The following is a 23459-nucleotide window of genomic DNA, read 5'->3' as shown; positions in this document are numbered from 1 at the left end:
ATTCAGATTTTTTTCGGACAAGGATTTGAACGGATCACGGATCGGTTACTAGGGTCTTGGTTCGACCGCCGCAGAGTCGATCGCCCAAGGGGGGCGACGGCGGAGGTCGCCGCCGAGTCCGTGACGCAGCGGGCGGATCGTCAGAACGTGATCCGCCGACGGGGATGCCCCACCGGGGTGCTGTCGAACGGAGCCGGGGAACCACGTTCCCCCGGGGTGAATCGGCGCCAGGTCGGCCGCGACAGCGGTCGGTGAGGCGCTGTAGGGCTTCTCTTCCGGCCCGAACCCGTCAGCTCACCCGGTAGGCGGTGCGTGAGGAAGAAGGAGTCCGCCTTCGTGGCGTCCCATCGTCGTCCCAAGCCCGTCGGCCGTGCCCGGGTCTCGATTCTCACTGCCGCTGCCGCCACTGCCGTGGCGCTGTCCGCCCAGACCGGCGCGCACGCCGACCCGGCGCCCACCAAGGACCAGGTCAGGCAGCAGGTCGACCAGCTCAACGAGCAGGCCGAGGTGAAGACCGAGGCGTACAACGCCTCCGCGGAGAAGCAGCAGGCCCTGCAGAAGCAGGTCTCGCAGCTCCAGGACCAGCTGGCCCGCCAGCAGGACCAGGTCACCACCGTCCAGGAGAGCCTGGCGAACATCGCCGCGGAGCAGTACCGCAACGGCGGCATCCCGCAGACCATGCAGCTGATGCTCTCCAGCAACCCGGACGAGTTCCTCGGGCAGGCCGGCGCGCTCAACACGGTCGGCGCCACCCAGTCGGACCTGCTGAAGAGCTTCAAGTCGGAGCAGGCCAAGCTGGACGGCCAGCGCAAGGAGGCGGAGCAGAAGCTCGCCGAGCTGGACACCACCACGAAGGCCCTGCAGGCCGACAAGGACGACATCAAGGGCAAGCTGGCCAAGGCGCAGGAACTGCTCAACACGCTCACCCAGAAGGAGCGCGACGAGCTGAACGCGGCCGAGGCGAAGGCCGCCGACGCCTCCCGCAGCCAGGCCGAGCGGGCCTCCCGCGACACCACGCGCACCGACCTCAGCGCGCCGGCCCCGGCCGGCTACGCGGGCGTCGCGATGAGCGCCGCGCTGTCGAAGCTGGGCAGCTGGTACTCGTACGGCGCGGCCGGTCCGAGCACCTTCGACTGCTCCGGCCTGATGCAGTGGGCGTACGCCCAGGCGGGTGTGTCCATCCCGCGCACCTCGCAGGCCCAGGCGGGCGCCGGCACCAACATCGGCACCAACATCGCCAACGCCAAGCCCGGCGACCTGATCATCTACTACGGCGACATGCACCACGTCGGCATGTACGTCGGCAACGGGCAGATCGTGCACGCCCCGCACACCGGCGCGCAGGTCCGCTACGAGTCCGCCACCGTGATGCCGATCGTCAAGATCGTCCGAATCTGACGGACCCGCATTCCGCTCGGCCCGGCACCCCGCACAGGGGGTGCCGGGCCGTAGTCGTTCCGGTGTCCGATTCGCGGTCGAATATTCGATGTTGTCGGGGTTTGGACTGGATCCGTCCGACTCGCTAACCTCTGCCCCGGCCCCCCGTGCGGACGGCCGCCCGACCGGCGGGCGGCGGCGGGGCCGGCCGTAGGAACGGAGCCGTCGCACGTGTCCGTGCACCGTCGCCCCCCACTGCCCGGTGTCCAGCGCCTCGCCCGCGCGCTGGCACTCACCGCCGCCGCGACCGGGGTGCTCCATCTGGGCGTGGCCCCGGCCGGCGCCGCACCGGCCGATCCGCCCGACCGCACCGACGTCAAGGCGCAGGTCGACCAGCTGTACGAGGAGGCGGAGCAGGCCTCCGAGAGGTACAACGCCGCCCAGGAACAGCAGAAACGATTGCAGCGCGAGGCCGGTGAGCTGCAGGGCCAGGTCGCCGCCGGGCAGGACGACCTCAACCGGCTGCGCGCCGACCTCGGCGCGGTGGCCGCCGCCCAGTACCGCTCCCAGGGCCTCGATCCCACCGTTCGGCTGATGCTCGACAACGATCCGGCGTCCTACCTGGCCGGCGCCCGTGCCCTCGGCCAGGCCACCGCCCGGCAGAACGACGTCCTGCGCGACCTGAACGAGCGGCAGCGGCGGCTGGACCAGCGCCGGCAGGAGACCACCGCCAAGCTCGCCGAGCTCGAAGCGGCCCGGCAACGGCTGGCGGCAGCCAAGGACGAGGTCCGCAGCCGGCTCACCCGGGCCCAGCTGCTGCTGGGCGGCCTCGGCGCCGCCGAGCGCGACCGGCTCGCCGCCGACGACGCCCGGGACGCCCAGCAGCGCGCCACCCGCGGCACCGACCGGCTCGACCTCGGCGACGAACCCGCCGCCTCCGACCGCGCCGCCGCCGCGCTGAACGCCGCCGTCTCGAAGGTCGGCTCCCCGTACGTGTACGGATCCGCCGGCCCCGGCGCGTTCGACTGCTCCGGTCTGATGTACTGGGCGTGGCGGCAGGCCGGAGTGACCCTGCCGCGGACCTCGCAGGGACAGGCCACGGCCGGTCGGCGGGTGAGCCTCGCCGAAGCCCGGCCCGGAGACCTGGTGATCTTCTTCAAGGACAGGCACCACGTCGGCATGTACGCCGGCGGCGGTGTCGTCGTGCACGCCCCCCACCCCGGTGCCAGGGTCCGCTACGAGAGCGTCGGCGCGATGCCGGTCAACTCGGTGGTGCGGGTCTGAGCCAGCACGAGCCCCTGGTCACCGACCTGCCGCCGGAAGCCCCGCGGCAGGCCGGGGCTTCGCTGTCCCGGCGGGCCGCCCTGCTGGTCGCCGCCGGGTGCGCCGCCCAGCTGTCGCTGCCCCGGGTGCTTCCGGCCGGGCCCGCCGCCCCGGCCGCCGTCCCGCCCGGGCCGGGCGCGCCGTCCGGCGCCCGGGACGCCGTCGCGCAGGTGCTGGTCCGGCGGGCGGGCGCGATCCTGCGGCGCGACCCCGGCGGGCTGCCGACCGCGGCGGGCGCCGAGGAGGCCGACCGGGACCTGCTGACCCGCACCGCCGCGATCCGGTTCAGCGAGTACACCCTGCGGCTCACCACCTTCACCGAACCGGTGCCCGGCGTCGAACGGTTGACCGTCGGCGCCGAGCTCGGCTACCGGATCGCCGGCGTGGACGACTATCCGGCGCTGCTGGAGCGGCAGATCGACCTCCAGCGGGAGCCGGCCGGCTGGCGGGTGCTCCGGGAGGTGCCCATCGGCGCGGTCGCGCCCTGGGACCTGGGCACCGTCCGGACCGCCAACGGGCAGCACAGCACGGTGCTGGGCCTCGGCGAGGACTCCGAACTGGCCGACCTCGCCGAGCTCGCCGACCGTGCGGTGCCCACCGTGGAAGGCGTCTGGGGCCCCTGGAAGCCCGGCCGGCTGCTGCTCGAACTCCCGCTCACCGTCCAGCAATTCGCCCGCCGGATGGACGTCTCGGCGGACGCCTACCAGGGCATAGCGGCCGTCACCCTGGCGGTCGGCGGCGCGCCGACGCACACTCCCGCCGACCGGATCGTGGTCAACCCCGACGCGTACCGGCAGCTCAGCCCGCTGGGCCGCCGGGTGGTGGTGACCCACGAGGCGACCCACGTCGCGACGCGGGCCGACACCAAGTCGGCCACCCCGCTGTGGCTGTCCGAGGGCGTCGCCGACTACACCGGCTACCAGGGCACCGGGCGCACCACCCGGCAGATCGCCCCCGAGCTGGCCAGGGACGTCCGGAACGGGCGGATGCCCGTCGGGCTGCCCACCGACGACGCCTTCACCGCCGGTTCGGCCGGGATCGCCCAGGCCTACGAGCAGTCCTGGCTGGCCTGCGACCTGATCGCGCGCCGGCACGGCCCGCAGCGGCTGGTGGCGCTGTACCGGGCGGTCGGGCAGAACGGCAGCGGCGGCCTGGACCGGGCCTTCCGGACCGAACTCGGCCTGGGCGTCGCGGAGTTCACCAAGAACTGGGAGTCCGAGGTGGCCACTCTCCGGGACTGATCGGTCAGCCCGTCAGCGCCCGGTCCAGGCCCGCCGCGTCCAGGAACGCGGTGTGGGTGCCCGCCGTGGTGCAGGCGAACGCGCCGGCCGCCGAGCCCGCGCGCATGCACTCCTCGACCGGGCGGCCCGCCAGCCGGCGCTGCAGGAAGCCGGAGACGAACGCGTCGCCCGCGCCGTTGCTGTCGACGATCGGCGCGCCCGGGTCCACCGCCGGGAAGTGCCGCGGCGTCTCGTCCTCGCGGGTCAGCAGGAACGCGCCGTGCGAGCCCGCGGTGGCGACCACCAGTTCGGCCCGGCCGTGTTCGAGGATCGACCGCATCACGGCCTCCGGACGGTTGCCGAGGCCCGCCGCGGACAGGAACACCACGTCCGAGCGGAGTGCGTAGAACCGGTGGTGCTCGTTCTCGCCGTCCCAGGCGTGCAGGTCGGTGGAGCTGGGCAGGCCCAGGCGCTCGACGTCCTGGTACATGTCCCGGTTGACGCCGGTGATCGACAGGTGGACGTGCCGGGAGCGCTCCAGCAGCGGCAGCCAGAATGCGCGCGGCAGCCGGGCGTCCGCCGGGTGGCGGCCGTCGTAGAACGAGAACCGCAGGCCGTCCGCGTCGACCAGGTTGACGCTGCGCGGGGTGCCGTTGGGGGCGGGCAGGTGGCTGAAGTCCAGACCGCGGCGGGCGTACTCGGCCAGCACCAGGGCGCCCTGCGGGTCCTCGCCGAGGAAGTCGGCGAGCTTGGTGCGCAGGCCCAGCGCGTGACAGGCCAGCGCGACGCCGTTGCCGGTGTGCGCCGGGTAGTCGAGGACCGGGGGGACGTGCACCGAGTCGCGGCCGGGCGGGACCTCCAGGCGGTTCACCCGGACGATGGTGTCCACGCCGACGCCGCCGACGATCAGGATGTCGTAGTCGATCATCCGGCGATGGTGGCAGCGAAAAGCCCGACCCTGCAAGCACTTTCAGAAACTTGCAGGGCCGGGCGGCGGTCGGGTCCGGGCGGCGGTCGGGTCCGGGGCCGGTCGGCCGGGGGCGGTCAGGGCCGGTCGGCCGGGGTGAGGTCGTCCAGCAGGTCCTGCTCGTAGGCGATGCCCGGCCGCACCGGGTACTGCGGGCCCACCTGACCGGCCGGCAGCACCACCGTGGTCAGCGCCTCCCGGCGGCGGGTGGAGCGCCACAGCCGGTACGCCGAGACCAGGGTGGCCGCCAGCAGCACCAGGTTGCGGGCCGTCAGCACCAGCACGCCGGGCAGCTCGCTGCGGTTCACCATCCCGAACATCACCGGGAATTCCAGCGTGGTCAGCACCGTCGCCACCAGCACCAGCACCGCCACCGGGCGCTGGCTGGTGTGGCGCACCGTCAGGCACACCGCCGCCAGGCCGACCACCCAGATCATGTACTGCGGGCTGATCACCCGACTGGTCGCGGTGAAGATCAGCAGCGCGCACAGCGCCGCGTCGAAGGTGGTCGCCGAGCTCCAACGGGCCGCCCGCAGCCGCCAGATCAGCAGCCAGCCGAAACCGGCCACCGTCATGCCGACCATCACCTTGGAGATCACCGGCACCCACGGGCCGAGGAACTCCACCGAGCCGTAGTTCATCGTCACGGTGCCGTGCCACGACCCCGCCAGCTTCGCGAAGTGCAGCGGCAGCGCGCCCAGCGACTCGATCTCGATGCCGCGCTCCGACTGGAACTTCAGGAACTCGAACGCCCCGTTCATGCCCGCCGTCAGCAGGAAGCCCAGCGCCCCCGCGAAGGTCGCCGCCGACGTCCACGAGCGGCGGGTGCGGCGGCCGCGCGGGGTGCCGAACAGCGCGAGCAGCGGCCAGATCTTGAGCAGACCGCCCAGGCCCAGCAGCACGCCGCCCAGCGCCGGGCGGCGCAGCACCACCAGCAGACCCGCCACCGCCAGCGCCGTCACGATGATGTCGTACCGGCAGTACACCGTCGGCCCGAGCAGCGGCACGCCCACCAGCCAGAACCACGCGCCCAGGTAGCTGCGGCCCCGGCGCACGCCCGCGCGCATCAGCAGGGCCATCGCCGCCGCGTCCACCGCCACGCAGATCACGAAGAACGACACCAGGTACGACCACGGCAGCAGGCCCGGCAGCAGGATCACCAGCGCCGCGCCCGGCGGGTACTGCCAGGTCACGTCGTCCAGCGGGAACGTGCCGGTGCAGAGCACCTCGTACCAGCTGTGGTAGATCACCGAGACGTCCGCGGTCACGTCCGTGCTGGCGATCCGCAGCACACCCGAGACCACCAGGACGAGCAGGGTCCGGGTGACCACCCAGCCGGCCCCCAGGACCCACAGCGGACGACGGCTCGGGGCGGGGGTCTGCGGCGCTTCCTGCGCCTGCTGCGGGTGCTGCGCGGGACCGGGCTGCGCGGGGACGGGCGTGGCGGAGCCGGGCGAGGCAGGCAGCGCCGGGGGCTCCGAACTTCCGGGCCGTTCGGCCTGGGCTGACTCCACTACGCTCCTTCGGGTCGTCGCGTACGCACCGGTACCGGGCATGCGCGCCGGGGGCACCGGTTAAGGACCACCAGCACACCGCATCGGTTGCGGCGATGTCCTCTAACTTCTCCGAACCGTGTCCGAACCTTCGGGCCTGCGACGGTCCCGCCGCCGTGGACGGTGCGGGCTGCGTTCCCGGCGGACGGACACGGTGACCTATCGTACGGACCACTCACGGGTACTCCGAGCACCCCCTGACCGAGCGAGCCGCGGCACATGAACAGAACCCTCATCGTCACCAACGACTTTCCGCCCAGGCCAGGCGGCATCCAGGCGTTCGTCCACAACATGGCCGTCCGTCAACCTGCCGGCTCGATCGTGGTGTACGCATCCACCTGGCGGGACGGTCGGGAAGTGGCCAAGTTCGACGCCGAGCAGCCCTTCCCGGTGATCCGCGATCGCACGAGGATGATGCTCCCCACCGCCCGGGTCACCCGGCGGGCGGCGGAGATCCTGCGCGCCGAGAAGTGCACGTCCGTCTGGTTCGGGGCCGCCGCGCCGCTCGGGCTGATGGCCCCCACGCTGCGCCGGGCCGGTGCGCGGCGGCTGCTCGGGATGACCCACGGGCACGAGGCCGCGTGGGCCCAACTGCCGGTCTCCGCACAGCTGTTGCGGCGGATCGGGGGGAACACGGACGTCCTGACGTACCTCGGCGAGTACACCCGGTCGCGGATCGCCCGGGCGGTCGGGCCGCGGGTCGCCTCGCGGATGGTCCAGCTGCCGCCGGGCGTGGACGAGTCGACGTTCCGGCCGGACTCGGGCGGGGACGTCGTCCGGGCGCGGCTGGGGCTGACGGAGCGCCCGGTGGTGGTGTGCGTGTCGCGGCTGGTCCCCCGGAAGGGGCAGGACACCTTGATCCGGGCCTTCCCCCGGGTGCTGGCGGCGCAGCCCGACGCGGTGCTGCTGATCGTCGGCGGCGGGCCCTACCGGGGCGAGCTGGAGAAGCTCGTGGACTCGGTGGGGGTGCGGTCGTCGGTGGTGTTCACGGGGGCGGTGCCCTGGGAGGAGCTCCCCGCGCACTACGGGGCGGGCGACGTCTTCGCGATGCCGTGCCGGACGCGGCGCGGCGGGCTGGACGTGGAAGGGCTGGGCATCGTCTACCTGGAGGCCTCGGCGACGGGGCTGCCGGTGGTCGCGGGGGACTCGGGCGGGGCGCCCGACGCGGTCCGCGAGGGCGAGACGGGGTTCGTGGTGCCGGGGAAGGGCGGGGAGACGGTGCTCGCGGAGCGGCTGGTGCGGCTGCTGGCGAACGAGAGTCTCCGACGGGAGATGGGGGAGGCGGGGCGCACGTGGGTTCACGACGCCTGGCGTTGGGACATGCTGGCGGAGCGGCTCACGGGGTTGCTCGAGGTGCGGTAGCGCAGGCGGGTGCGAAGAAGGCACCCCACCGCAAGGTCGCGATCAACGGCAAGTCACTGCCTGCGTCGCGATCTTGCGGTGGGGTGCCTTCCGCTTCGCGCAGTTCCACGCGCCCCTGTTCTCGCGCCCACCCGCTCGCGTGCTCCTACTTCGTGTAGAGCGCCTCGATGTCGGCGGCGAAGTCCTTGAGGACGACGTTGCGCTTGAGCTTGAGGGACGGGGTGAGGTGGCCGCTGTCCTCGGTGAAGGCGGTGGTGAGGAGGCGGAACTTCTTGACGGCCTCGGCGTGGGAGACGGCCTGGTTGCCGTCGTCGACGGCGGTCTGGAGGGCGGCGAGGAGGTCGGGGTCCTCGCGGAGGTCGGCGACGGTCGCGTCGGCGGGCTTGTTGTTGAGGGCCTTCCAGCGCGGGAAGAACTCGTCGTCGATGGTGATCAGGCAGGCGATGAAGGGCTTGCGGTCGCCGACCACCATGACCTCGCCGACGAGGGCGTGCGCGCGGATGCGGTCCTCGATCACGGCGGGGGCGACGTTCTTGCCGCCGGCGGTGACGATGATCTCCTTCTTGCGGCCGGTGATGGTGAGGTAGCCGTCGTCGTCGAGGGTGCCGATGTCGCCGGTGGCGAACCAGCCGTCCTGGAGGGCGTCGGCGGTGGCGGCGGGGTTGTTCCAGTAGCCGGTGAAGATGTTCGGGCCCTTGAGGAGGACCTCGCCGTCCTCGGCGATCCGGATCGCGGAGCCGGGCAGCGGCTGGCCGACGGTGCCGATCTTGGCCCGGTCGTTGGGGTTGAAGGTGGTGGCGGCGCAGGACTCGGTGAGGCCGTAGCCCTCCAGGACGGAGAAGCCGATGCCGCGGTAGAAGTGGCCGAGTCGTTCGCCGAGCGGGGCGCCGCCGGAGATGGCGGTCTTGCAGCGGCCGCCGAGCGCGTTGCGGAGCTTGACGTAGACCAGCTTGTCGAAGATCGCGTGCTTGATGCGCAGCAGGAGCGAGGGGCCGCCGGCGTCGAAGGCGCGGCTGTAGGCGATGGCGGTGTCGGCGGCGCGGTCGAAGATCTTGCCCTTGCCGTCGGCCTGGGCCTTGGCGCGGGCGGTGTTGTAGACCTTCTCGAAGACTCTGGGGACGCCGAGGATCAGCGTCGGTTTGAAGGAGCCGAGCTCCTCGGTGACGTTCCGGATGTCGGAGACGTGGCCGAGCTTGACCGGGACGATGGCGGTGGCGATCTCGGCGATCCGGCCGAGGACGTGGGCCAGCGGCAGGAACAGCAGGACCGAGGACTCGCCGGTGACGAACAGCTCGGGCATCCGGGCGGTGACGTTGCCCAGTTCGGCGAGGAAGTTGCCGTGGGTGAGCTGACAGCCCTTGGGGCGGCCGGTGGTGCCGGAGGTGTAGACGATGGTGGCGATCGAGTCGGCGTTCGCGAGGACGCGGCGTTCGGCGATCACCCGGTCGGCGACGTCCTGGCCGCCGCGGACGAGTTCGGCGATGCCGTCGCGCTCGATCTGCCAGGTGTGCTTGAGCTCCGGCAGGGCCTCGCGGAGGTCGGCGATCACGGCGGCGTGCTTGTCGGTCTCGGTGACGACGGCGAGGGCGCCGGAGTCGCCGAGGATCCACTGCACCTGCTCGGCGGAGGAGGTCTCGTAGACGGGGACGGTGATCGCGCCGACGGTCCAGATCGCGAAGTCGAGCAGCGTCCACTCGTAGCGGGTGCGGGACATCACGGCGACCCGGTCGCCGGGGCCGACGCCGACGGCGATCAGGCCCTTGGCGGCGGCGTGCACCTCGGCGAGGAACTGGACGGCAGTCAGGTCCTGCCACTGCCCGTCCGCCTTGCGGCTGAGCACAGCGACGCCCGGGTGCCGCTCCGCGTTCTGGTGGACCAGGTCGGCGAGGTTTCCGTCGCTCGGTACCTGGTAGCGGGCCGGAAGACTGAACTCCTCGAGCAAGACTGCTCCTCGTACGCGACGCTGCGGGACGACTGGACGTTACTGCTGAGTAGGTGAGTTCGACCAGAGGGGTCGGCCTCGGTGTTCCGATCGTCACATCGCAGGTGGGACGTGGGATGGATCGAAGCGAACCCTACGGCAGTCGGTAGGTGACCCGCCGGTAAGGTTGCCCGGGCGGAAAGGACGCGGCCCTGCCCGCGATAGCCTCTGCTGGGCGCACAGCAGCACAGGGAGATCGCGGAGGCCGCAATGGCGGAGCACACCAGGTCGAGCATTGTCATCGACGCCACCCCGGCCGAGGTCATGGCGGTGATCGCCGATTTCGCCGCGTACCCGGAGTGGACCGACGAGCTGAAGGAGATCGAGGTCCTGCAGACCGGACCGGACGGCCGCGCCGCCGAGGTGCGGCTGCTGCTGGACGCCGGCGCGATCCGGGACGAGCACGTGCTCGCCTACACCTGGGACGGCGACCGCGAGGTGAGCTGGACCCTGGTCAAGAGCCAGATGCTGCGCTCCCTCGACGGCTCCTACCGGCTCGCCCCGGCGGGCCAGGGACGCACCGAGGTCACCTACCAGCTGGCCGTGGACGTCAAGATCCCGATGCTCGGCATGATCAAGCGCAAGGCGGAGAAGGTCATCATCGATCGGGCCCTGGCCGGCCTGAAGAAGCGCGTCGAGGGCTGATCGGGCCCGTGGCCACCCGCACCGTACTGATCAGCGGCCCGGAATCCGCCAGGATCGCCGCCGCCACCGCCCTGCACCACGCCCGGCAGGGCAGCGAGACCCTGCTGCTGGCCGCCGACGACCCGCACCGGGCCGTCGACGACCTGCTCGGCGTCCGGCTCGGCCCCGAGCCCGTCGAACTGGAGCAGTGCCTGACTGCTGCCCGGATCGACGAACAGGCCGCGTTCCGCGCCGCCCTGGACGGCTACCGCGAACGGCTCGCCCCCGCCCTCGACCTGATCGGCGCCCAGCCGCTCGACCCCGAGGAGCTCGCCCCGCTGCCCGGCACCCGCGCCCTCGCCCTGCTGCGCGCGCTGCCCCGCGCCAAGGCCGAGGTGCTGGTGGTCGCCGCCCCGCCGCCGGCCGAACTGATCGCCACCCTCGCGCTCCCCGCCCAACTGGAGCGCTACCTCGACCGGCTGCTGCCCGAACAGCGCCAGGCGGCCCGCGCGCTGCGCCCGCTGCTGGCCGGACTGGCGGGCGTCCCGATGCCCACCGACAAGCTGTACGAGGCCCGGGCCGCCGCGTCCGCCGCGCTCGCCGAGGCCGCCGCCGTGATCACCGCGCCCGGCACCACCGTCCGCCTGGTGCTGGACGCCGCCCGCCCCGCGCCGCGCGCCCTCGCCCGGATCCGGGCCGGCCTCGCCCTGCACGGCCTGCCGCTGGACGCCGTGGTCGCGCACGGCGCGCACCCCGCCGGCGCCGTCGACTCCCCGGACCCCTGGCTGGCCCGCACCGCCGCCCGGCAGAGCGAGCAACTCGCCGAGCTGGAACGGGCGTTGAACGTCCCGCTGCTGACCGTGCGGCAGGCCGACTCGCTGGCGGCGCTCGCCGAGCAGCTGTACCCGGCCGGCGCACCCCGCATCCCCGCGCCCGCCGAGCCCTGGACCGAGGACCGGCTGGCCGCCGAGAACCTGCTGATCTGGCACCTGCCGCTGCCCGGCGCCGACCGCGAGGACCTCGAACTGCTGCGCCGCGGCGACGAATTGGTCCTCGGCACCGGAACTTACCGGCGGGTCGTGGCACTCCCGTCCGCGCTGCGCCGTTGCACGGTCAGTGGGGCCGGCCTGGTCGACGGAACGCTGTCGGTGCGGTTCACCCCCGATCCCGCGCTGTGGCCGCGCGGGTAACGGGATCTGACGGACGGGAGCGTGTCATGAGTACGGAACGGCCGGGCGGGACGGGCGAGTTCGCGCCACTGGTGGAAGAAGTGCGGAAGTTCGCCACCGCGGTCGGCGGCAAGGCGATGGAGATCGGCGGCCGGCTGCGCGAGTCCAACCCCGAGGTGTACGGCCACTTGGCCGCCGCCGGCGGCGAGTTGCTGGCCGCGTACCGGGCCGCGGTGGCCGGGCACGAACAGCGCTGGTCGGCGCCCCAACACGCCGACACCGAGCGGGTGGACCTGGACGGGGCCGAAGAGGCCTCCGACAAGTAGTTAAGCCGGCGGTTCGTCAGCGTCACGTTATGGTTTCAAGCCATCACCGAACGGGACAGTCGGTATGACTTCTGAAGGCAGCATGGCCGATCGGTCGGGGATTGCCTTCGAATAATGTATGCCGAACTGTGTACGTGGGCACCCCTCAGCCGGTACCGTTCCGCTGAGCGGGAACGAGTGAATAGCTGAGGGACACATGGCTCTGACCATCGGCGTGGACGTCGGCGGTACCAAGATCGCAGCAGGCGTCGTCGACGAGTCCGGCGAGATTCTGGCCAGGACCCGGGTGCCCACCCCGGCCGACCCCCAGTGGGCGGTCGACGCCATCGCCCAGGGCGTACGTGAGTTGAAGGAGCAGTACCCCGACGTCGCCGCCGTCGGCGTCGGCGCGCCCGGCTTCGTCAGCCAGGACCGCTCCACCGTCCTGATGGCGCCCAACATCGACTGGGAGAACGAGCCCCTCAAGCAGCGCGTCGAGGAACTCACCGGCCTGCCCACCGTGGTCGAGAACGACGCCAACTGCGCGGCCTGGGCCGAGTTCCGGTTCGGCGCCGCGGCCGCGTACGAGGACATGGTGCTGATCACCGTCGGCACCGGCATCGGGGGCGGCATCGTCCTCGACGGCCGCCTGCACCGCGGACGGTTCGGCGTGGCCGGCGAGATCGGCCACCTCAACATGGTTCCCGACGGCCTGCTCTGCGGCTGCGGCGGACACGGCTGCTGGGAGCAGTACGGCTCCGGGCGGGCGCTGCGCCGGTACGGGCGGGAGAGGTCCGCGGCGGACCCGATCGCGGGCAAGCGGATGCTCGAACTCAACGAGGGCGTCGCGGAGACCATTCGCGGCATCCACATCACCCAGGCCGCGGAGGAGGGCGACCCGCTGGCCCTCGCCTGCTACGCGGAGCTCGCCGACTGGCTCGGCCGCGGCATGGCCGACCTCGCGGCGCTCTTCGACCCGGCGGTCTTCGTCCTCGGCGGCGGCGTCTCGGACTCGGGCCGACTGCTGCTCGACCCGGTGGCGGCCGCGTTCGAGAAGTACCTGACGGGCGGTCCGGCCCGGCCGCGCGCGGACGTCGTCCTGGCGTCGATGGGGTCGGCGGCGGGGATCTCGGGGGCGGGGGACCTGGCGCGCGTCTGAGGCGCCCCCACGCGCCCCTGATTGTGCGCTCACCTGCGCCCGCACCCTCGCGTCCTGTTACTGTCTGTCAGGTGACGGACACTGATGTTGCGTTGGCGTCCTCCGGGGTGGAGCCGGACGGGGCGCGGCGGGTGCGGGTGATGAGTTACAACGTGCGGTCGTTGCGTGACGACCGCACGGCGGTGGCTCGGGTGATCCGGGCGTGCGATCCGGACGTGGTGTGCGTGCAGGAGTCGCCGCGGTACTGGCGGAGCGAGAAGGCCGCGGCGTGGCTCGCGCACCGGACGGGCATGGTGATCCTGGCCGGCGGCGGCCGCGTCGCGGCGGGGCCGTTGCTGCTCGGCGCGTTGCGGGTGGACGTGGTGGAGCTGCGGGACGTGCTGCTGCCGAAGACCCGGGGGCTGCACGCGCGGGGGTTCGCGAGTGCGTTGCTGCGGATCGGCGGGTCGCGTCCGTTCTCGGTGACGAGTTGTCATCTGAGTCTTCAACCGGAGGAGCGGCAGCGGCAGTTCGAGCTGTTGCGGCGTCAACTGCGGTCGGGGGAGCCGGGCGTGGTGGCGGGAGACTTCAACGAGCCGCCGGAGGGCCCGGGTTGGCGGGCGTTCGCGGAGGAGTTCACGGACGCGCACGCGAAGGCGCCGTGGGGCGGGACGTTCACGTCGGTGCCGAAGCAGCCCTACCAGCGGATCGACGGGGTGTTCGCGACGCCGGACATCGACGTGCTGGGCTGCGGGGTGCCGTACCCGCTGCCGGGGGTCGCGGAGGCGGACCTGCTGGCGGCGACGGATCATCTGCCGGTGCTGGCGGCGTTGCGGATTCCGGCGCCGTGACAGGCCGGTCGCGCCGGGGCCGAGCGGTCGTCGGCCCCGGCGCGGGCGGTCAGACGACGGCGCCGCCGGTCGGGTCCTCGGGTTCGTCGTCGTCGCGGTCCTTCATGCGGGCGACCAGGGTGCCGAAGCCGCCGAGGAAGGCGATGACGCCGACCCAGGCGGGCCAGCCGGAGACCTCGCGCCAGACCACGGCGTCGAACAGGAGCAGTGCGGGGCCGCCGAGGACGGCCAGCCAGGCGAACTTGGCGGTGGTTTCGGCCGGGGGCAGCGGCGGGGGCTCCGGCGGGACGAAGTGGTCGTCGTCCTCGTTCTCGGCGACGGCGTAGTCGCGCGGGCCCTCGATCGGACGGGGGACCGGGCGGGGGGTGAAGTCGCCGAGGCCGGTGGGGCCGGTCGGGGCGCTGGGCGGGCGGGGGCGTTCGCGGACGTTCTCCGCCTCCGGCCAGGCGTGGTCCGTGGCGTCGACCGGCTCGTCGAACTGGGCGACCAGCGCGGCGAAGATCGCGTCCTGCTCGGCCTGGCTGCCGGCGGCGGGACGTCGCGGGGCGGGCTCGGGTGCGGCTGCCTCGGCGGGTTCGGCCGCCTCGGTGTCGTCGCGGGGCAGGTCGTCGTCGTTCGCTTTGCTGGTCTCGTTCACTATCGGCCTTTCAGCCCGAGTGGTTCCCGGCATCGACCGCCGCTGCCGGGGCCAGCCGCCGGACGAAGTCGAGGCTCGCCCCGAAGATCAGACCGGCGTCGTGGTCCAGCGTGGCCACGTGGAAGCTGCGGTCGAGCAGCAGCTCCGTCACATCGGTCGAGGATATCCGGGCGAGCACCATGGCCGAGTTGCTCGGCGAGACCACGTGGTCCTGCGGACTGTGCAACAGCAGAACGGGCTGGGTCACCTTGGGCATTCCCGCCTGGACGCTCTTCCACAGCCGGGCCAGCGACCAGGCGGCGTGCAGCGGCACCCGGTCGTAGCCGACCTCGGACACGCCGGGCTTGGCGATGTCCCCGGCGACGCCGGGCAGCGAGGGCAGCAGGTGGCGCAGGACCGGAAGAAGCACCGTCCCGGGGTTGTCGGAGCGCACCGACGGGTTGACGAGCACCAGTCCGGAGATCCGGTCGCCGTGGTTCTCGGCGAGCTTGAGGGTGAGCGCGCAGCCCATCGACAGCGCGCAGACGAAGACCTTTTCGCAGCGCTCGGCGAGTTCGGTGAGGGCGGCGTCCGCGGTGGCGTACCAGTCCTCCCAGCGGGTCGGCTGGAGGTCCTGCCAGCGGGTGCCGTGGCCGGGCAGCAGCGGGGCGCTGACGGTGAGTCCGGCGGCGGCCAGGTGTTCGGCCCACGGCCGCATGGACTGCGGGGAACCGGTGAAACCGTGGACGAGCAGCACACCGACCGGACCGCCCTCGTGGCGGTACGGCTCGGCTCCCGGCAGCAGCGGCATCGGCAGGACTCCTGGAGGTGTGGGACAGGTGAGGGTGTTCCGATCGTCCCACGGGCGGGTTGCCCCGTACAGAGGCCCGATCGCGGCCCTGGACGGGTCGCCGGTGCACGGGCGCGCGGGCGCAAGCATTAGGATCGTCCGGTCCGCACAACAGGAGGCCCCGGTTGTTCTACCGACTGATGAAGATGATCGTCGCGCCGCTGCTGCGGATCTTCTTCCGGCCGTGGATGGAGGGCGAGGAGAACATTCCGGACGAAGGCCCGGCCATCCTCGCCAGCAACCATCTGTCCTTCTCGGACTCGTTCTTCCTGCCCGCGTTGCTCAAGCGGCGGGTGACGTTCATCGCGAAGGCCGAGTACTTCACCACGCCCGGCATCAAGGGCCGGCTGACCGCCGCGTTCTTCAAGGGCGTCGGCCAGCTGCCGGTGGACCGCTCGGGCGCCCGCGGCGCCGGTGAGGCGGCGATCCGCAGCGGCATCGCGGTGATCGAGCGCGGCGAGGTGTTCGGCGTGTACCCGGAGGGCACCCGTTCGCCCGACGGCAAGCTGTACCGCGGCAAGGTCGGCGGCCTGGCCCGCGTCGCGCTGGCCACCGGCGCGCCGGTGATCCCGGTCGCGATGATCGACACCGAGAAGGTGCAGCCGCCCGGTCAGGTGATCCCCAACTTCGGCGTCCGCCCGGGCATCCGGATCGGCCGTCCGCTGGACTTCTCCCGCTACCAGGGCATGGAGAACGACCGGTTCATCCTGCGCTCCGTCACCGACGAGGTGATGTACGAGATCATGCGGCTGTCCGGCCAGGAGTACGTGGACATCTACGCGACGGCCGCCAAGCGGCAGCTCGCGGAGGAGAAGAAGGCCGCCGAGGCCGACCGCAAGGCACAGCAGAAGGCCGACAAGGCTGCGGAGGAGGCCGAGAAGGCCGCCGAGCAGGCCGCCGAGCAGGAGAAGGCCGCAGGGCAGGAGAAGGACGCCGGGGCCTGACCGGCCGTCAGCGTCAGGGGGGCTTGGCGTGGAGGAACACGGACAGGTCGTGCCGCGGTCGGGTCCGGCCGCGGCGGTGGTGGCCGGCGGGATGTCGGTGGAGCTGCCGCTGTGGCGCGCCATGGGGTACTTCCGGGTGCTGGCGCTCGGCTACGCGGTGCTGCGGTTCTTCACCGCCCACCGGGAGTTCCTGCACCCGGTGTCCGGCTGGATCTACCTGGGCGCGCTGACCCTGTGGACGCTGGCCAGCACCCGGGCGTTCGCCGGCCCCAAGCGCTGCACCTGGACGGTGCTCGGCACCGACCTGCTGTTCGCGGTGTTCGGCATCGTGCTGAGCGGCTTCATCGACACCCCCGCCCGAATCCACGCCGGTGCGCCCACGCTGCCCACCATCTGGGCGGCCGGAACCGTGCTCGGCTTCGCCGGCAAGGGCGGCTGGCGGCCCGCCGCGTTCGCCGGGGCGGTGATCGGCGCCGCCAACATCCTCGGCCACGGCGGGATCAGCCCCGACAACCTGCACAACATCGTGCTGCTGCTGGTCGCGGGCTGCGCCATCGGCTACGTCATCGAACTGGCCCGGGCCAGCGAGGCGGTGCTCACCCGCGCCCTCCAGGTGGAGGCCGCCACCCGGGAACGCGAACGGCTGTCCCGGGACATCCACGACGGCGTGCTGCAGGTCCTCGCCCTGGTGCACCGTCAGCAGGGCGACGCCGCCGAGCTCGGCCGACTGGCGGGGGAACAGGAACGGGCGCTGCGGGCCCTGATGACGGGCACCCAGCAACCGGAGACCCTCGGCGACGGCGAGGCCGACCTGCGTCCGCTGATCTCCCGGCACGCCGACGAGCGGATCACCGTCGCCGCGCCCGCCACGCCGGTGCTGCTGCCCGCACAGGTGGCCACCGAACTGTCCGCCGCGGTCGCCGCGGCGCTGGACAACGTCCGGGTGCACGCCGGGGAGCACACCCGGGCCTGGATCCTGCTGGAGGACGAGCCGCAGGCCGTCACCGTCTCCGTGCGCGACGACGGCCCCGGCTTCCCGGCGGGCCGGCTGGCACAGGCACAGCAGGACGGGCGGCTCGGCGTGGCCCAGTCGATCCGCGGACGGATGCTGGACCTCGGCGGCAGCGCCGAGCTGTACTCGGTGCCCGGGGAGGGCGTCGAGGTGGAACTGCGATGGCCGCGGAGGGGTGGCGATGACTGATCAGCCGGTGCGCGTGATGGTGGTGGACGACCACCCGATGTGGCGCGACGGGGTGGCCCGGGACCTGGCCGAGGCCGGGTTCGCGGTGGTCGCCACCGCCGGGGACGGCGAGGAAGCGGTGCGCCGGGCCCGGGCCAGCACCCCGCAGGTCGTGGTGCTCGACCTCAACCTGCCCGCGCTGCCCGGCGTCGAGGTGTGCCGCCAGGTGGTGGCCGCCGACCCGGCGGTGCGGGTGCTGGTGCTCTCCGCGAGCGGCGAGCACGCCGACGTGCTGGAGGCGGTGAAGTCCGGGGCGACCGGCTACCTGGTGAAGTCGGCCGGCCGCGAGGAACTGATCGACGCCGTCCACCGCACCGCCGTCGGCGACCCGGTCTTCACCCCCGGTCTGGCCGGCCTGGTCCTCGGCGAGTTCCGCCGCCTCGCCACCGAACCCGGCACCCCCGCCCGGCCGGCCGCCCCGCAACTGACCCCCCGGGAGACCGAGGTGCTGCGGCTGGTCGCCAAGGGCCTCTCCTACCGCCAGATCGCCGACCGGCTGGTGCTCTCGCACCGCACCGTGCAGAACCACGTGCAGAACACCCTCGGCAAGCTGCAACTGCACAACCGGGTCGAACTGGTGCGGTACGCGATCGAGCAGGGGCTGGACGAGGAGCTGGGCTAGGCCGAGCAGCGGTCGCCGACGGAGGTGGTGACGGGCCGGAAGATGTCGATGATCTCCTTGTCGGTGAATTCATCGAGGTGGAGGTACTGCTTCAGCGAGGCCGCCCAGTCGATGTCCTGGAGGTAGTCGGAGATCGCCTTGCGGAGCATCTCGCAGGCCTTCTGGTGGCCCTTGGGCAGCACCATCATCAGCTGCTGCGACTTGCCGATGTGGACGTTGCGGGGGACCTGATAGTCGTGCTGAGTGCCGGTGCCGGAGTTCACGGCGATGCCCTGCAGCACCACGTAGTCGGCGACGATCGCCTGCACGGTGCCGTCGTTGAGTCGGTCCTTGCAGGTGTCCAGGTCGGGCTCGGGGAGGGGTGGCGTGCCGCCGTTCAGTTGCATGGTGGCGTACGCGGTGGTCTTCTCCTGCACGCAGACGGACAGCGGCCGGAGGTCCTCCGCTTTGGTGATCACCGTCTTGTCCGTGGTCTTCAGCATCACACCGAGCGGGGTCTGCAGGTACGGGCCGGCCAGGTCGTACTTGCCTTTGAGCCCGTCCTGTTCGGAGATGTCCGCGATCACCAGGTCCACCTTGTTGTGGTTGATCCGGCCGTCGCCGAGGGCGTCCTGCCAGTCGGCGGTGGTCACGGTCACCGAGGTGTAGTCGCGGCCCAGCGCCTCCTGGAGGACCTTCAGCGCCACGTGCGGCTCGAAGCCGGTGAAGGGACTGTTGCGGGGAAGGTCCGACATGCCCGGGCGGTAGCCCTTGAAACCGACCTTGATCGGCATGCTGTCGAACGGGGCCGCCGAGTTCTTGTCGGTGCCGCAGCCGAGCAGGGTGGTGGCCAGCAGGAGGAGCCCTGCTGACATCAGGGCTGAGCGAGGTGAGGGCACGAGGGCCTCCTATCGTTCGAAGTCGACGCTCTGGGTGTCTATGTGCAGGTCGCAGCCCTTGTTGCCGCGGAGGGCAAGCGTGAGGGTCAGTTGGTTGTGGCCGGGCGTCACGGCGACGGACAGCGGTACGTCCGGGCTCTGCCAATCGGTGCTCTGGCCCATGTCGGTGGCGAGAGCGACCTGCATGCCCGGGCAGCCGCCGGTGTCCGGGTGCTGATCGGTCAGGTGGATGTGCGCCACCAGTCGGTGCGCCTCCGCCGGGACGTCCACCTTCGCCGAGGACGCGCTGCCCTCGCGTACCACGATCGGTGACCAGGTCACCGGACGGCTCGGCAGCGGCGGGGGAGCCTTGACCAGCACGACGGCCGTCACCACGCCGGCCGTGGCCAGCAGCGCGCCGGCGACCGCCAACGGGGTGCGGAGCCGGTGCGGGAGGGACGGGACACGCACCACGTAGGCCCGCGAGCGTTCCACCGCCTCGCGGGCCTGCTGGCCCAACACGGCCTCGACACGGTCGAGTTCGAGCAGCAGCAGCGAGGGGGTGCCACCGGCCAGGGACTGTTCGGCCAGTCGGAGCAGCTCCAGCCCGGTGGCGTGCTCCGGCGGCTGCGGCGGGAAGCAGAGCACCTCGGCGATCGCCACGAAGTCGGCGCGCTGGTCCGTCGTCAGCCCCCGGGCGTCCTGCACCCGGCCGAGGAACGCCACCCAGTCGCCGCGCAGTTGGGCGCCCATGGTGTCGGTCAGCCAGTCGTGCAGGTGGCCGATGGCGGCGGCGGGCTGGGCGTGGTCCTCGGACAGGTACTTGGCGATCCGGTTGGCGGACTGCGGGAGGCCGGCGTGGTGCACATGGACGATGTAGTCGGTCTGTTCGGCGAGATGCTGTTCCAGATCGGGCAGCGGCAGGGCCAGTTCGTGCCAGCCCGACAGGATGCGCTGCAGCATGTGCCGGGTCTCCCTGGTGCAGCGGTCCATGTCTCATCCCTCCGGGTCGATGTGCAGCAGTCTTCCGAGGTCGTCGAGTGCCCGGTGCGGTCCGGACAGGGCGAATGCGCCCTCCAGCAGGGCGTGCAGGGCGGTGGTCGGGTCGCGGTGGTTCAGGCAGGCGGCGGCGATGCCGCGCAGGTGCAGGAATGCATGCCCGTGATAGGGGACCTTGATCCCTGCTCCGGGGTCGAGTCGGTCGTTCACCATCTGGATCAACTCCAGACGGGCCGGCGGGTCCTGGAGCAGCGGCAGCTCGGCCAGCAGCCGGGCGCAGGTCATGGCGGTGACCGACCGAGGCCGTTCCGGTGCGGGCGACCGCTCGCCGAGCAGCGGCAGCAGCTCGGACAGCGGGGTCAGCCAGCCGCCCATCGTGGTGCGGCTGTCGGCCGTCGCCTTGACGACGCCGACCACCCGGCCGTGGCCGTCGATCGCCATGCTGCCGCTCAACCCGAACGGGATCGAGCCCAGTTGGACGCGCAGGCCGATGCCGGACGGGCCTGCCACGGTCAGCTGGGCCGATTCCGGGCCGACCTCGCGGGTCAGGGTGTTCTCCGCGAAGCCGTGTACCAGGACCGCGGCGCCGTTGGCGACGTCGCGGTCGGCGAGCGGTACCGCCGGTGCGCCCGCCAGGCCCGGGACGGCCAGCACCGCCAGGTCCGGCGGCGGGTGCACGGCCGCGCCGGGCGGGCGTTCGGGCGGGGCCAGCAGCACCACCCGGGCCGGGTGTGCGGCACCGGAGTGGCGGGCCGTCACCGAGGACTGCCCGGCCACCACGTGGGCGCAGCTGACCACCCGGCCGCCGCCGAGGTGGAAGCCGCTGCCGAGGAACTCGCCTTCCGGCCCGGCCAGCCAGAGTGCGGCGGCCGGTGCGCCCTGCGCCGTCACTCGGCGGGCTGGCCGTCCGGCCGCGACCAGCCCAGTCTGACGACCAGGCTGGCCTCGCCGGAGGCCTCCGCCAGCACGCTGATCAACTGACCGGATTTCAGCCCCAGGTTGAGGCCGAACTCGACCTCGAAGGAGTCGGGGTCGCCGGCGTCGAGCGCGGTGTCGCGGGCCCAGCGGCCCACCGCGCGGACCGTTCGCCGCACCTCGCCGAGGCTGTGCGTCACCGCCCTGGAGACCGCCCCCGCGTCCCCGGCCGCCGGCTCCGATCCGGCCCGGACGGCCGCGTGCAGGACGGTGCCGTCGTCGAGGACGATCTCCACCGTGTCGTGTTCCGTCGAATGCGCCATGTCCCCCTCCATTCCCGCTCGCGAAGCAGGATATGAATATCAGTCAACTCTGCTCCTTACTACGCGTTTTCGGGGTTCGTGACGGGTGTGACGGATGGGTCAGCCGTGCACGGCCGGGACTGCGCGCAGCAACTCCGCGACGATCTCCACGCCGTCCCGGGTGAGCACCGACTCGGGGTGGAACTGCAGCCCGGCGAAGCCCGGGCCGCGCAGGGCGTGGACGTCGTCGGTGCGGGGGTCGCGGGCCACCTCGACGGTGTCGGCGGCGAGGCGGCGGGCCGCGGTGTCGTCGCAGCGGGCGGTGAAGGTGTTGTAGAAGCCGACGGTGCGGCGGGTGCCGAACAGGTCGATGCGCTCCTGCGCGCCCTGGAACGGGACGGCCTTGCGGGTCAGCGGCAGGCCGAGCTCGGCGGCGAGCAGCTGGTGGCTGAGGCAGACCGCCAGCAGCGGCGCGGTGCGGGAGCCGTCCCGGGCCGCGGCGAGGGCGTCGGCGACGATCGGGCGCAGCAGCGCCATCTTCGGGTCGGAGAGGTCGGCGGGGTCGCCGGGGCCGGGGCCGAGGATCAGCGGGCCGGGGTGGGCGGCGGCCCGCTCGCGCAGGCCGGGCGTGTCGTGGCGCAGCACGGTGACGGAGTGGCCGAGCGAGCGCAGCAGGTGGGCGAGCATCGCGGTGAAGGTGTCCTCGGCGTCCACCACCAGCGCGTGCGCGCCCGGGCGGGGCTCGGCGGGCTGCTGCATCCGCAGCCAGAACGGGGCGAGTCCGGCCCGGCGGGCGCCGAGCGCGGCCTGCACCCGGTGGTCCTCGCCGAGCCGGGGCCGGGCGGCGGCGGCCTTCGCAGGCCGGGCCGGGCGGGCGCCGAGCGCGGAGAGCACGCCGGCGGCCTTGGCGTGGGTCTCGGCGACCTCCGAGTGCGGGTCGGAGTGCCGGACCAGGGTGGCGCCGACCCGGACGACCAGCGAGCCGTCGGCGGGGTCGATGTCGGCGGCCCGGATGCAGATCGGCGAGTCCAACTGCTGGCCGCCGCCGGCCGAGCGCCCGATCAGCGCCAGCGCGCCCGAGTAGTAGCCGCGCCCGCCGCGTTCGTACCGGTCGATGACCCGGGTGGCGTTCTGCACCGGGCTGCCGGTGACGGTGGCCGCGAACATGGTCTCCCGCAGCACGTCCCGGACGTCCAGCGAGGTGCGGCCGCGCAGCTCGTACTCGGTGTGCGCGAGGTGCGCCATCTCCTTCAGCCGCGGCCCGAGCACCTGCCCGCCGAGGTCGCCGACCGCGCACATCATCTTCAGCTCCTCGTCGACCACCATGGTGAGCTCCTCCAACTCCTTGGGGTCGCGCAGGAATTCGAGGAGTGACTCGGCGGTCGGCCCGGTGGACGGATAGCGGTAGGTGCCGGAGATCGGGTTCATCACCACGGTGCCGCCGGACTGCCGGACGTGGACCTCGGGGGACGCGCCGACCAGCACCCGGTCGCCGGTGTGCACCAGGAACGTCCAGTACGCGCCGCGCTCGTGCTCCAGCAGGCGGCGGAACAGGGTCAGCGCGGTGGCGGTGGAGAAGCCGTCCAGCTCGGCCCGGAAGTCGCGCCGGATGACGAAGTTGGCGCCCTCGCCGCGCCCGATCTCGTCCTCGATCACCCGCCGGACGATCTCCGCGTACTCCTCGTCGGCGATGTCGAACTCCCCGCCGCGCAGCTCCACCGGCGTGTCCGGCAGCGCGGCCAGCAGCGCGGCCAGCGGCAGCGCGTGCTGCTCCTCGACGGCCAGGGCGCGCAGCGGAGTGCCGTCCTGGCGGGCGGCGAAGCCGCGTTCGCGCAGCTGGGCGTAGGGGACGAGGGCCAGCAGGTCGTGCCGGGGGCCGTCGGCGGGGACGCCGTGCCGCACCGGGAGGTCGGCCAGCGTGTCGTGCTCGGAGACGGTGCCGAGCAGCAGCTCGACGGTGTCGGGGGCGAGCCGGGGCGCGCGGCGGTGCAGCAGGGCGAAAGCGGGTGCGCCGGGCGCGGTGAGCCGGGCGAGCAGGTCGGCTGCGGTGGTGGTCACGGCTGCGGTGATCCTTCCGGGAGGTGGCTGGTGCGGGCTCTGCCGCCGCCCTCCGGGAAGGTCGTGACGCTGGACACAGACGCCGACGGCCGCCCCGAAGGGCGGCCGTCGTTCGTCTACAGGGGACGCGCGATCCGTGGGCCGCCCAACGGGCAGGCCCACCACCAGGAAGAGGTGTGCGTCGCG

Annotated in this window: 22 protein-coding genes and 1 riboswitch; of the genes, 12 read left to right on the top strand and 10 right to left on the bottom strand. The window is 72.7% G+C overall.

What is annotated here, in order from left to right; all coding sequences use genetic code 11:
- The first annotated feature begins 143 nt into the window (after window positions 1–143).
- Window positions 144–322, top strand: a riboswitch (cyclic di-AMP (ydaO/yuaA leader).
- Between the two features lie 14 nt (window positions 323–336).
- The 3 genes from AMK19_RS14885 (at window position 337) to AMK19_RS14875 (ending at window position 3941) form a co-directional block, all read left to right on the top strand.
- Window positions 337–1398, top strand: coding sequence for a C40 family peptidase (locus AMK19_RS14885; RefSeq protein ID WP_073811864.1), 1062 nt, complete (start codon window positions 337–339; stop codon window positions 1396–1398).
- A gap of 210 nt (window positions 1399–1608) precedes the next feature.
- Complete coding sequence (locus tag AMK19_RS14880) at window positions 1609–2661, top strand: C40 family peptidase (RefSeq protein ID WP_073811863.1); 1053 nt, start codon at window positions 1609–1611, stop codon at window positions 2659–2661.
- 125 nt (window positions 2662–2786) lie between these two features.
- Window positions 2787–3941: a hypothetical protein gene (locus AMK19_RS14875; RefSeq protein ID WP_083646823.1), complete on the top strand. Its 1155-nt coding sequence runs from the start codon at window positions 2787–2789 to the stop codon at window positions 3939–3941.
- 4 nt (window positions 3942–3945) lie between these two features.
- On the opposite strand, the gene AMK19_RS14870 is transcribed toward AMK19_RS14875, so the two are convergent.
- Together AMK19_RS14870 and AMK19_RS14865 are read right to left on the bottom strand one after the other, a co-directional pair.
- The gene (locus AMK19_RS14870; RefSeq protein WP_073811861.1) at window positions 3946–4848 is read right to left on the bottom strand and encodes a carbohydrate kinase family protein; all 903 of its coding nucleotides are present in this window, start codon (window positions 4846–4848) and stop codon (window positions 3946–3948) included.
- A 116-nt stretch (window positions 4849–4964) separates the two neighbouring features.
- Window positions 4965–6401, bottom strand: coding sequence for a glycosyltransferase 87 family protein (locus AMK19_RS14865; RefSeq protein WP_073811859.1), 1437 nt, complete (start codon window positions 6399–6401; stop codon window positions 4965–4967).
- A gap of 258 nt (window positions 6402–6659) precedes the next feature.
- On the opposite strand from AMK19_RS14865, the gene AMK19_RS14860 reads away from it, so the two are divergent.
- Window positions 6660–7802, top strand: a complete 1143-nt coding sequence (locus AMK19_RS14860; protein WP_073811858.1) for a glycosyltransferase family 4 protein — start codon at window positions 6660–6662, stop codon at window positions 7800–7802.
- 145 nt (window positions 7803–7947) lie between these two features.
- On the opposite strand, the gene AMK19_RS14855 is transcribed toward AMK19_RS14860, so the two are convergent.
- Window positions 7948–9744 (bottom strand): AMP-dependent synthetase/ligase, encoded by a 1797-nt coding sequence (locus AMK19_RS14855; protein WP_073811856.1) that lies wholly within the window; start codon window positions 9742–9744, stop codon window positions 7948–7950.
- Window positions 9745–9993: 249 nt separating this feature from the next.
- Between AMK19_RS14855 and AMK19_RS14850 the strand changes: the two genes are divergently transcribed.
- The 5 genes from AMK19_RS14850 to AMK19_RS14830 all read left to right on the top strand — a co-directional run bounded on the left by AMK19_RS14850 (window position 9994) and on the right by AMK19_RS14830 (window position 13870).
- The gene (locus tag AMK19_RS14850; RefSeq protein WP_073811855.1) at window positions 9994–10428 is read left to right on the top strand and encodes an SRPBCC family protein; all 435 of its coding nucleotides are present in this window, start codon (window positions 9994–9996) and stop codon (window positions 10426–10428) included.
- Between the two features lie 8 nt (window positions 10429–10436).
- Window positions 10437–11597 carry an ArsA family ATPase gene (locus tag AMK19_RS14845; protein WP_073811853.1) on the top strand — a complete coding sequence of 387 codons (1161 nt, stop codon included), beginning with the start codon at window positions 10437–10439 and terminating at the stop codon, window positions 11595–11597.
- Between the two features lie 26 nt (window positions 11598–11623).
- On the top strand, window positions 11624–11902 hold the full coding sequence (locus tag AMK19_RS38070) for a DUF5304 family protein (RefSeq protein WP_073811852.1): 279 nt from the start codon (window positions 11624–11626) through the stop codon (window positions 11900–11902).
- Window positions 11903–12098: 196 nt separating this feature from the next.
- On the top strand, window positions 12099–13040 hold the full coding sequence (locus AMK19_RS14835) for an ROK family glucokinase (protein ID WP_073811850.1): 942 nt from the start codon (window positions 12099–12101) through the stop codon (window positions 13038–13040).
- Between the two features lie 71 nt (window positions 13041–13111).
- Window positions 13112–13870, top strand: coding sequence for an endonuclease/exonuclease/phosphatase family protein (locus AMK19_RS14830; protein WP_073811848.1), 759 nt, complete (start codon window positions 13112–13114; stop codon window positions 13868–13870).
- A 49-nt stretch (window positions 13871–13919) separates the two neighbouring features.
- Here the strand turns inward: AMK19_RS14830 and AMK19_RS14825 are convergent, their stop codons facing one another.
- The gene (locus AMK19_RS14825; RefSeq protein ID WP_241844417.1) at window positions 13920–14507 is read right to left on the bottom strand and encodes a hypothetical protein; all 588 of its coding nucleotides are present in this window, start codon (window positions 14505–14507) and stop codon (window positions 13920–13922) included.
- A 10-nt stretch (window positions 14508–14517) separates the two neighbouring features.
- The gene (locus AMK19_RS14820) at window positions 14518–15297 is read right to left on the bottom strand and encodes an alpha/beta hydrolase (protein WP_073811847.1); all 780 of its coding nucleotides are present in this window, start codon (window positions 15295–15297) and stop codon (window positions 14518–14520) included.
- Window positions 15298–15476: 179 nt separating this feature from the next.
- On the opposite strand from AMK19_RS14820, the gene AMK19_RS14815 reads away from it, so the two are divergent.
- From AMK19_RS14815 to AMK19_RS14805, 3 genes are all read left to right on the top strand, one after another.
- Window positions 15477–16280, top strand: coding sequence for a lysophospholipid acyltransferase family protein (locus tag AMK19_RS14815; RefSeq protein ID WP_073812438.1), 804 nt, complete (start codon window positions 15477–15479; stop codon window positions 16278–16280).
- A gap of 91 nt (window positions 16281–16371) precedes the next feature.
- Window positions 16372–17481, top strand: coding sequence for a MacS family sensor histidine kinase (gene macS, locus AMK19_RS14810; protein WP_073812437.1), 1110 nt, complete (start codon window positions 16372–16374; stop codon window positions 17479–17481).
- Entirely contained in the window at window positions 17474–18142 is a 669-nt protein-coding gene (locus AMK19_RS14805) for a response regulator (protein ID WP_073811845.1), read from the top strand. The genes macS and AMK19_RS14805 overlap by 8 nt, the downstream gene beginning before the upstream one ends.
- On the opposite strand, the gene AMK19_RS14800 is transcribed toward AMK19_RS14805, so the two are convergent.
- From AMK19_RS14800 to AMK19_RS14780, 5 genes are all read right to left on the bottom strand, one after another.
- Window positions 18139–18996, bottom strand: a complete 858-nt coding sequence (locus AMK19_RS14800) for a substrate-binding periplasmic protein (RefSeq protein WP_073811843.1) — start codon at window positions 18994–18996, stop codon at window positions 18139–18141. The genes AMK19_RS14805 and AMK19_RS14800 overlap by 4 nt on opposite strands.
- Before the next feature lie 33 nt (window positions 18997–19029).
- Complete coding sequence (locus AMK19_RS14795) at window positions 19030–19962, bottom strand: hypothetical protein (protein ID WP_143200221.1); 933 nt, start codon at window positions 19960–19962, stop codon at window positions 19030–19032.
- 33 nt (window positions 19963–19995) lie between these two features.
- Window positions 19996–20889 (bottom strand): trypsin-like peptidase domain-containing protein, encoded by an 894-nt coding sequence (locus AMK19_RS14790; RefSeq protein ID WP_073811840.1) that lies wholly within the window; start codon window positions 20887–20889, stop codon window positions 19996–19998.
- Window positions 20886–21236 (bottom strand): CU044_2847 family protein, encoded by a 351-nt coding sequence (locus AMK19_RS35985; RefSeq protein WP_073811838.1) that lies wholly within the window; start codon window positions 21234–21236, stop codon window positions 20886–20888. The genes AMK19_RS14790 and AMK19_RS35985 overlap by 4 nt, the downstream gene beginning before the upstream one ends.
- Before the next feature lie 99 nt (window positions 21237–21335).
- Window positions 21336–23273 carry an anthranilate synthase family protein gene (locus AMK19_RS14780; protein ID WP_241844416.1) on the bottom strand — a complete coding sequence of 646 codons (1938 nt, stop codon included), beginning with the start codon at window positions 23271–23273 and terminating at the stop codon, window positions 21336–21338.
- Window positions 23274–23459 lie beyond the last annotated feature (186 nt).

The organism is Kitasatospora sp. CB01950, assembly GCF_001905465.1.
In the GTDB taxonomy this organism is placed as follows: Bacteria; Actinomycetota; Actinomycetes; order Streptomycetales; family Streptomycetaceae; genus Kitasatospora.
Note: the sequence above shows the minus strand (reverse complement) of the source record. Positions and strands in the feature narration are given on the sequence as shown.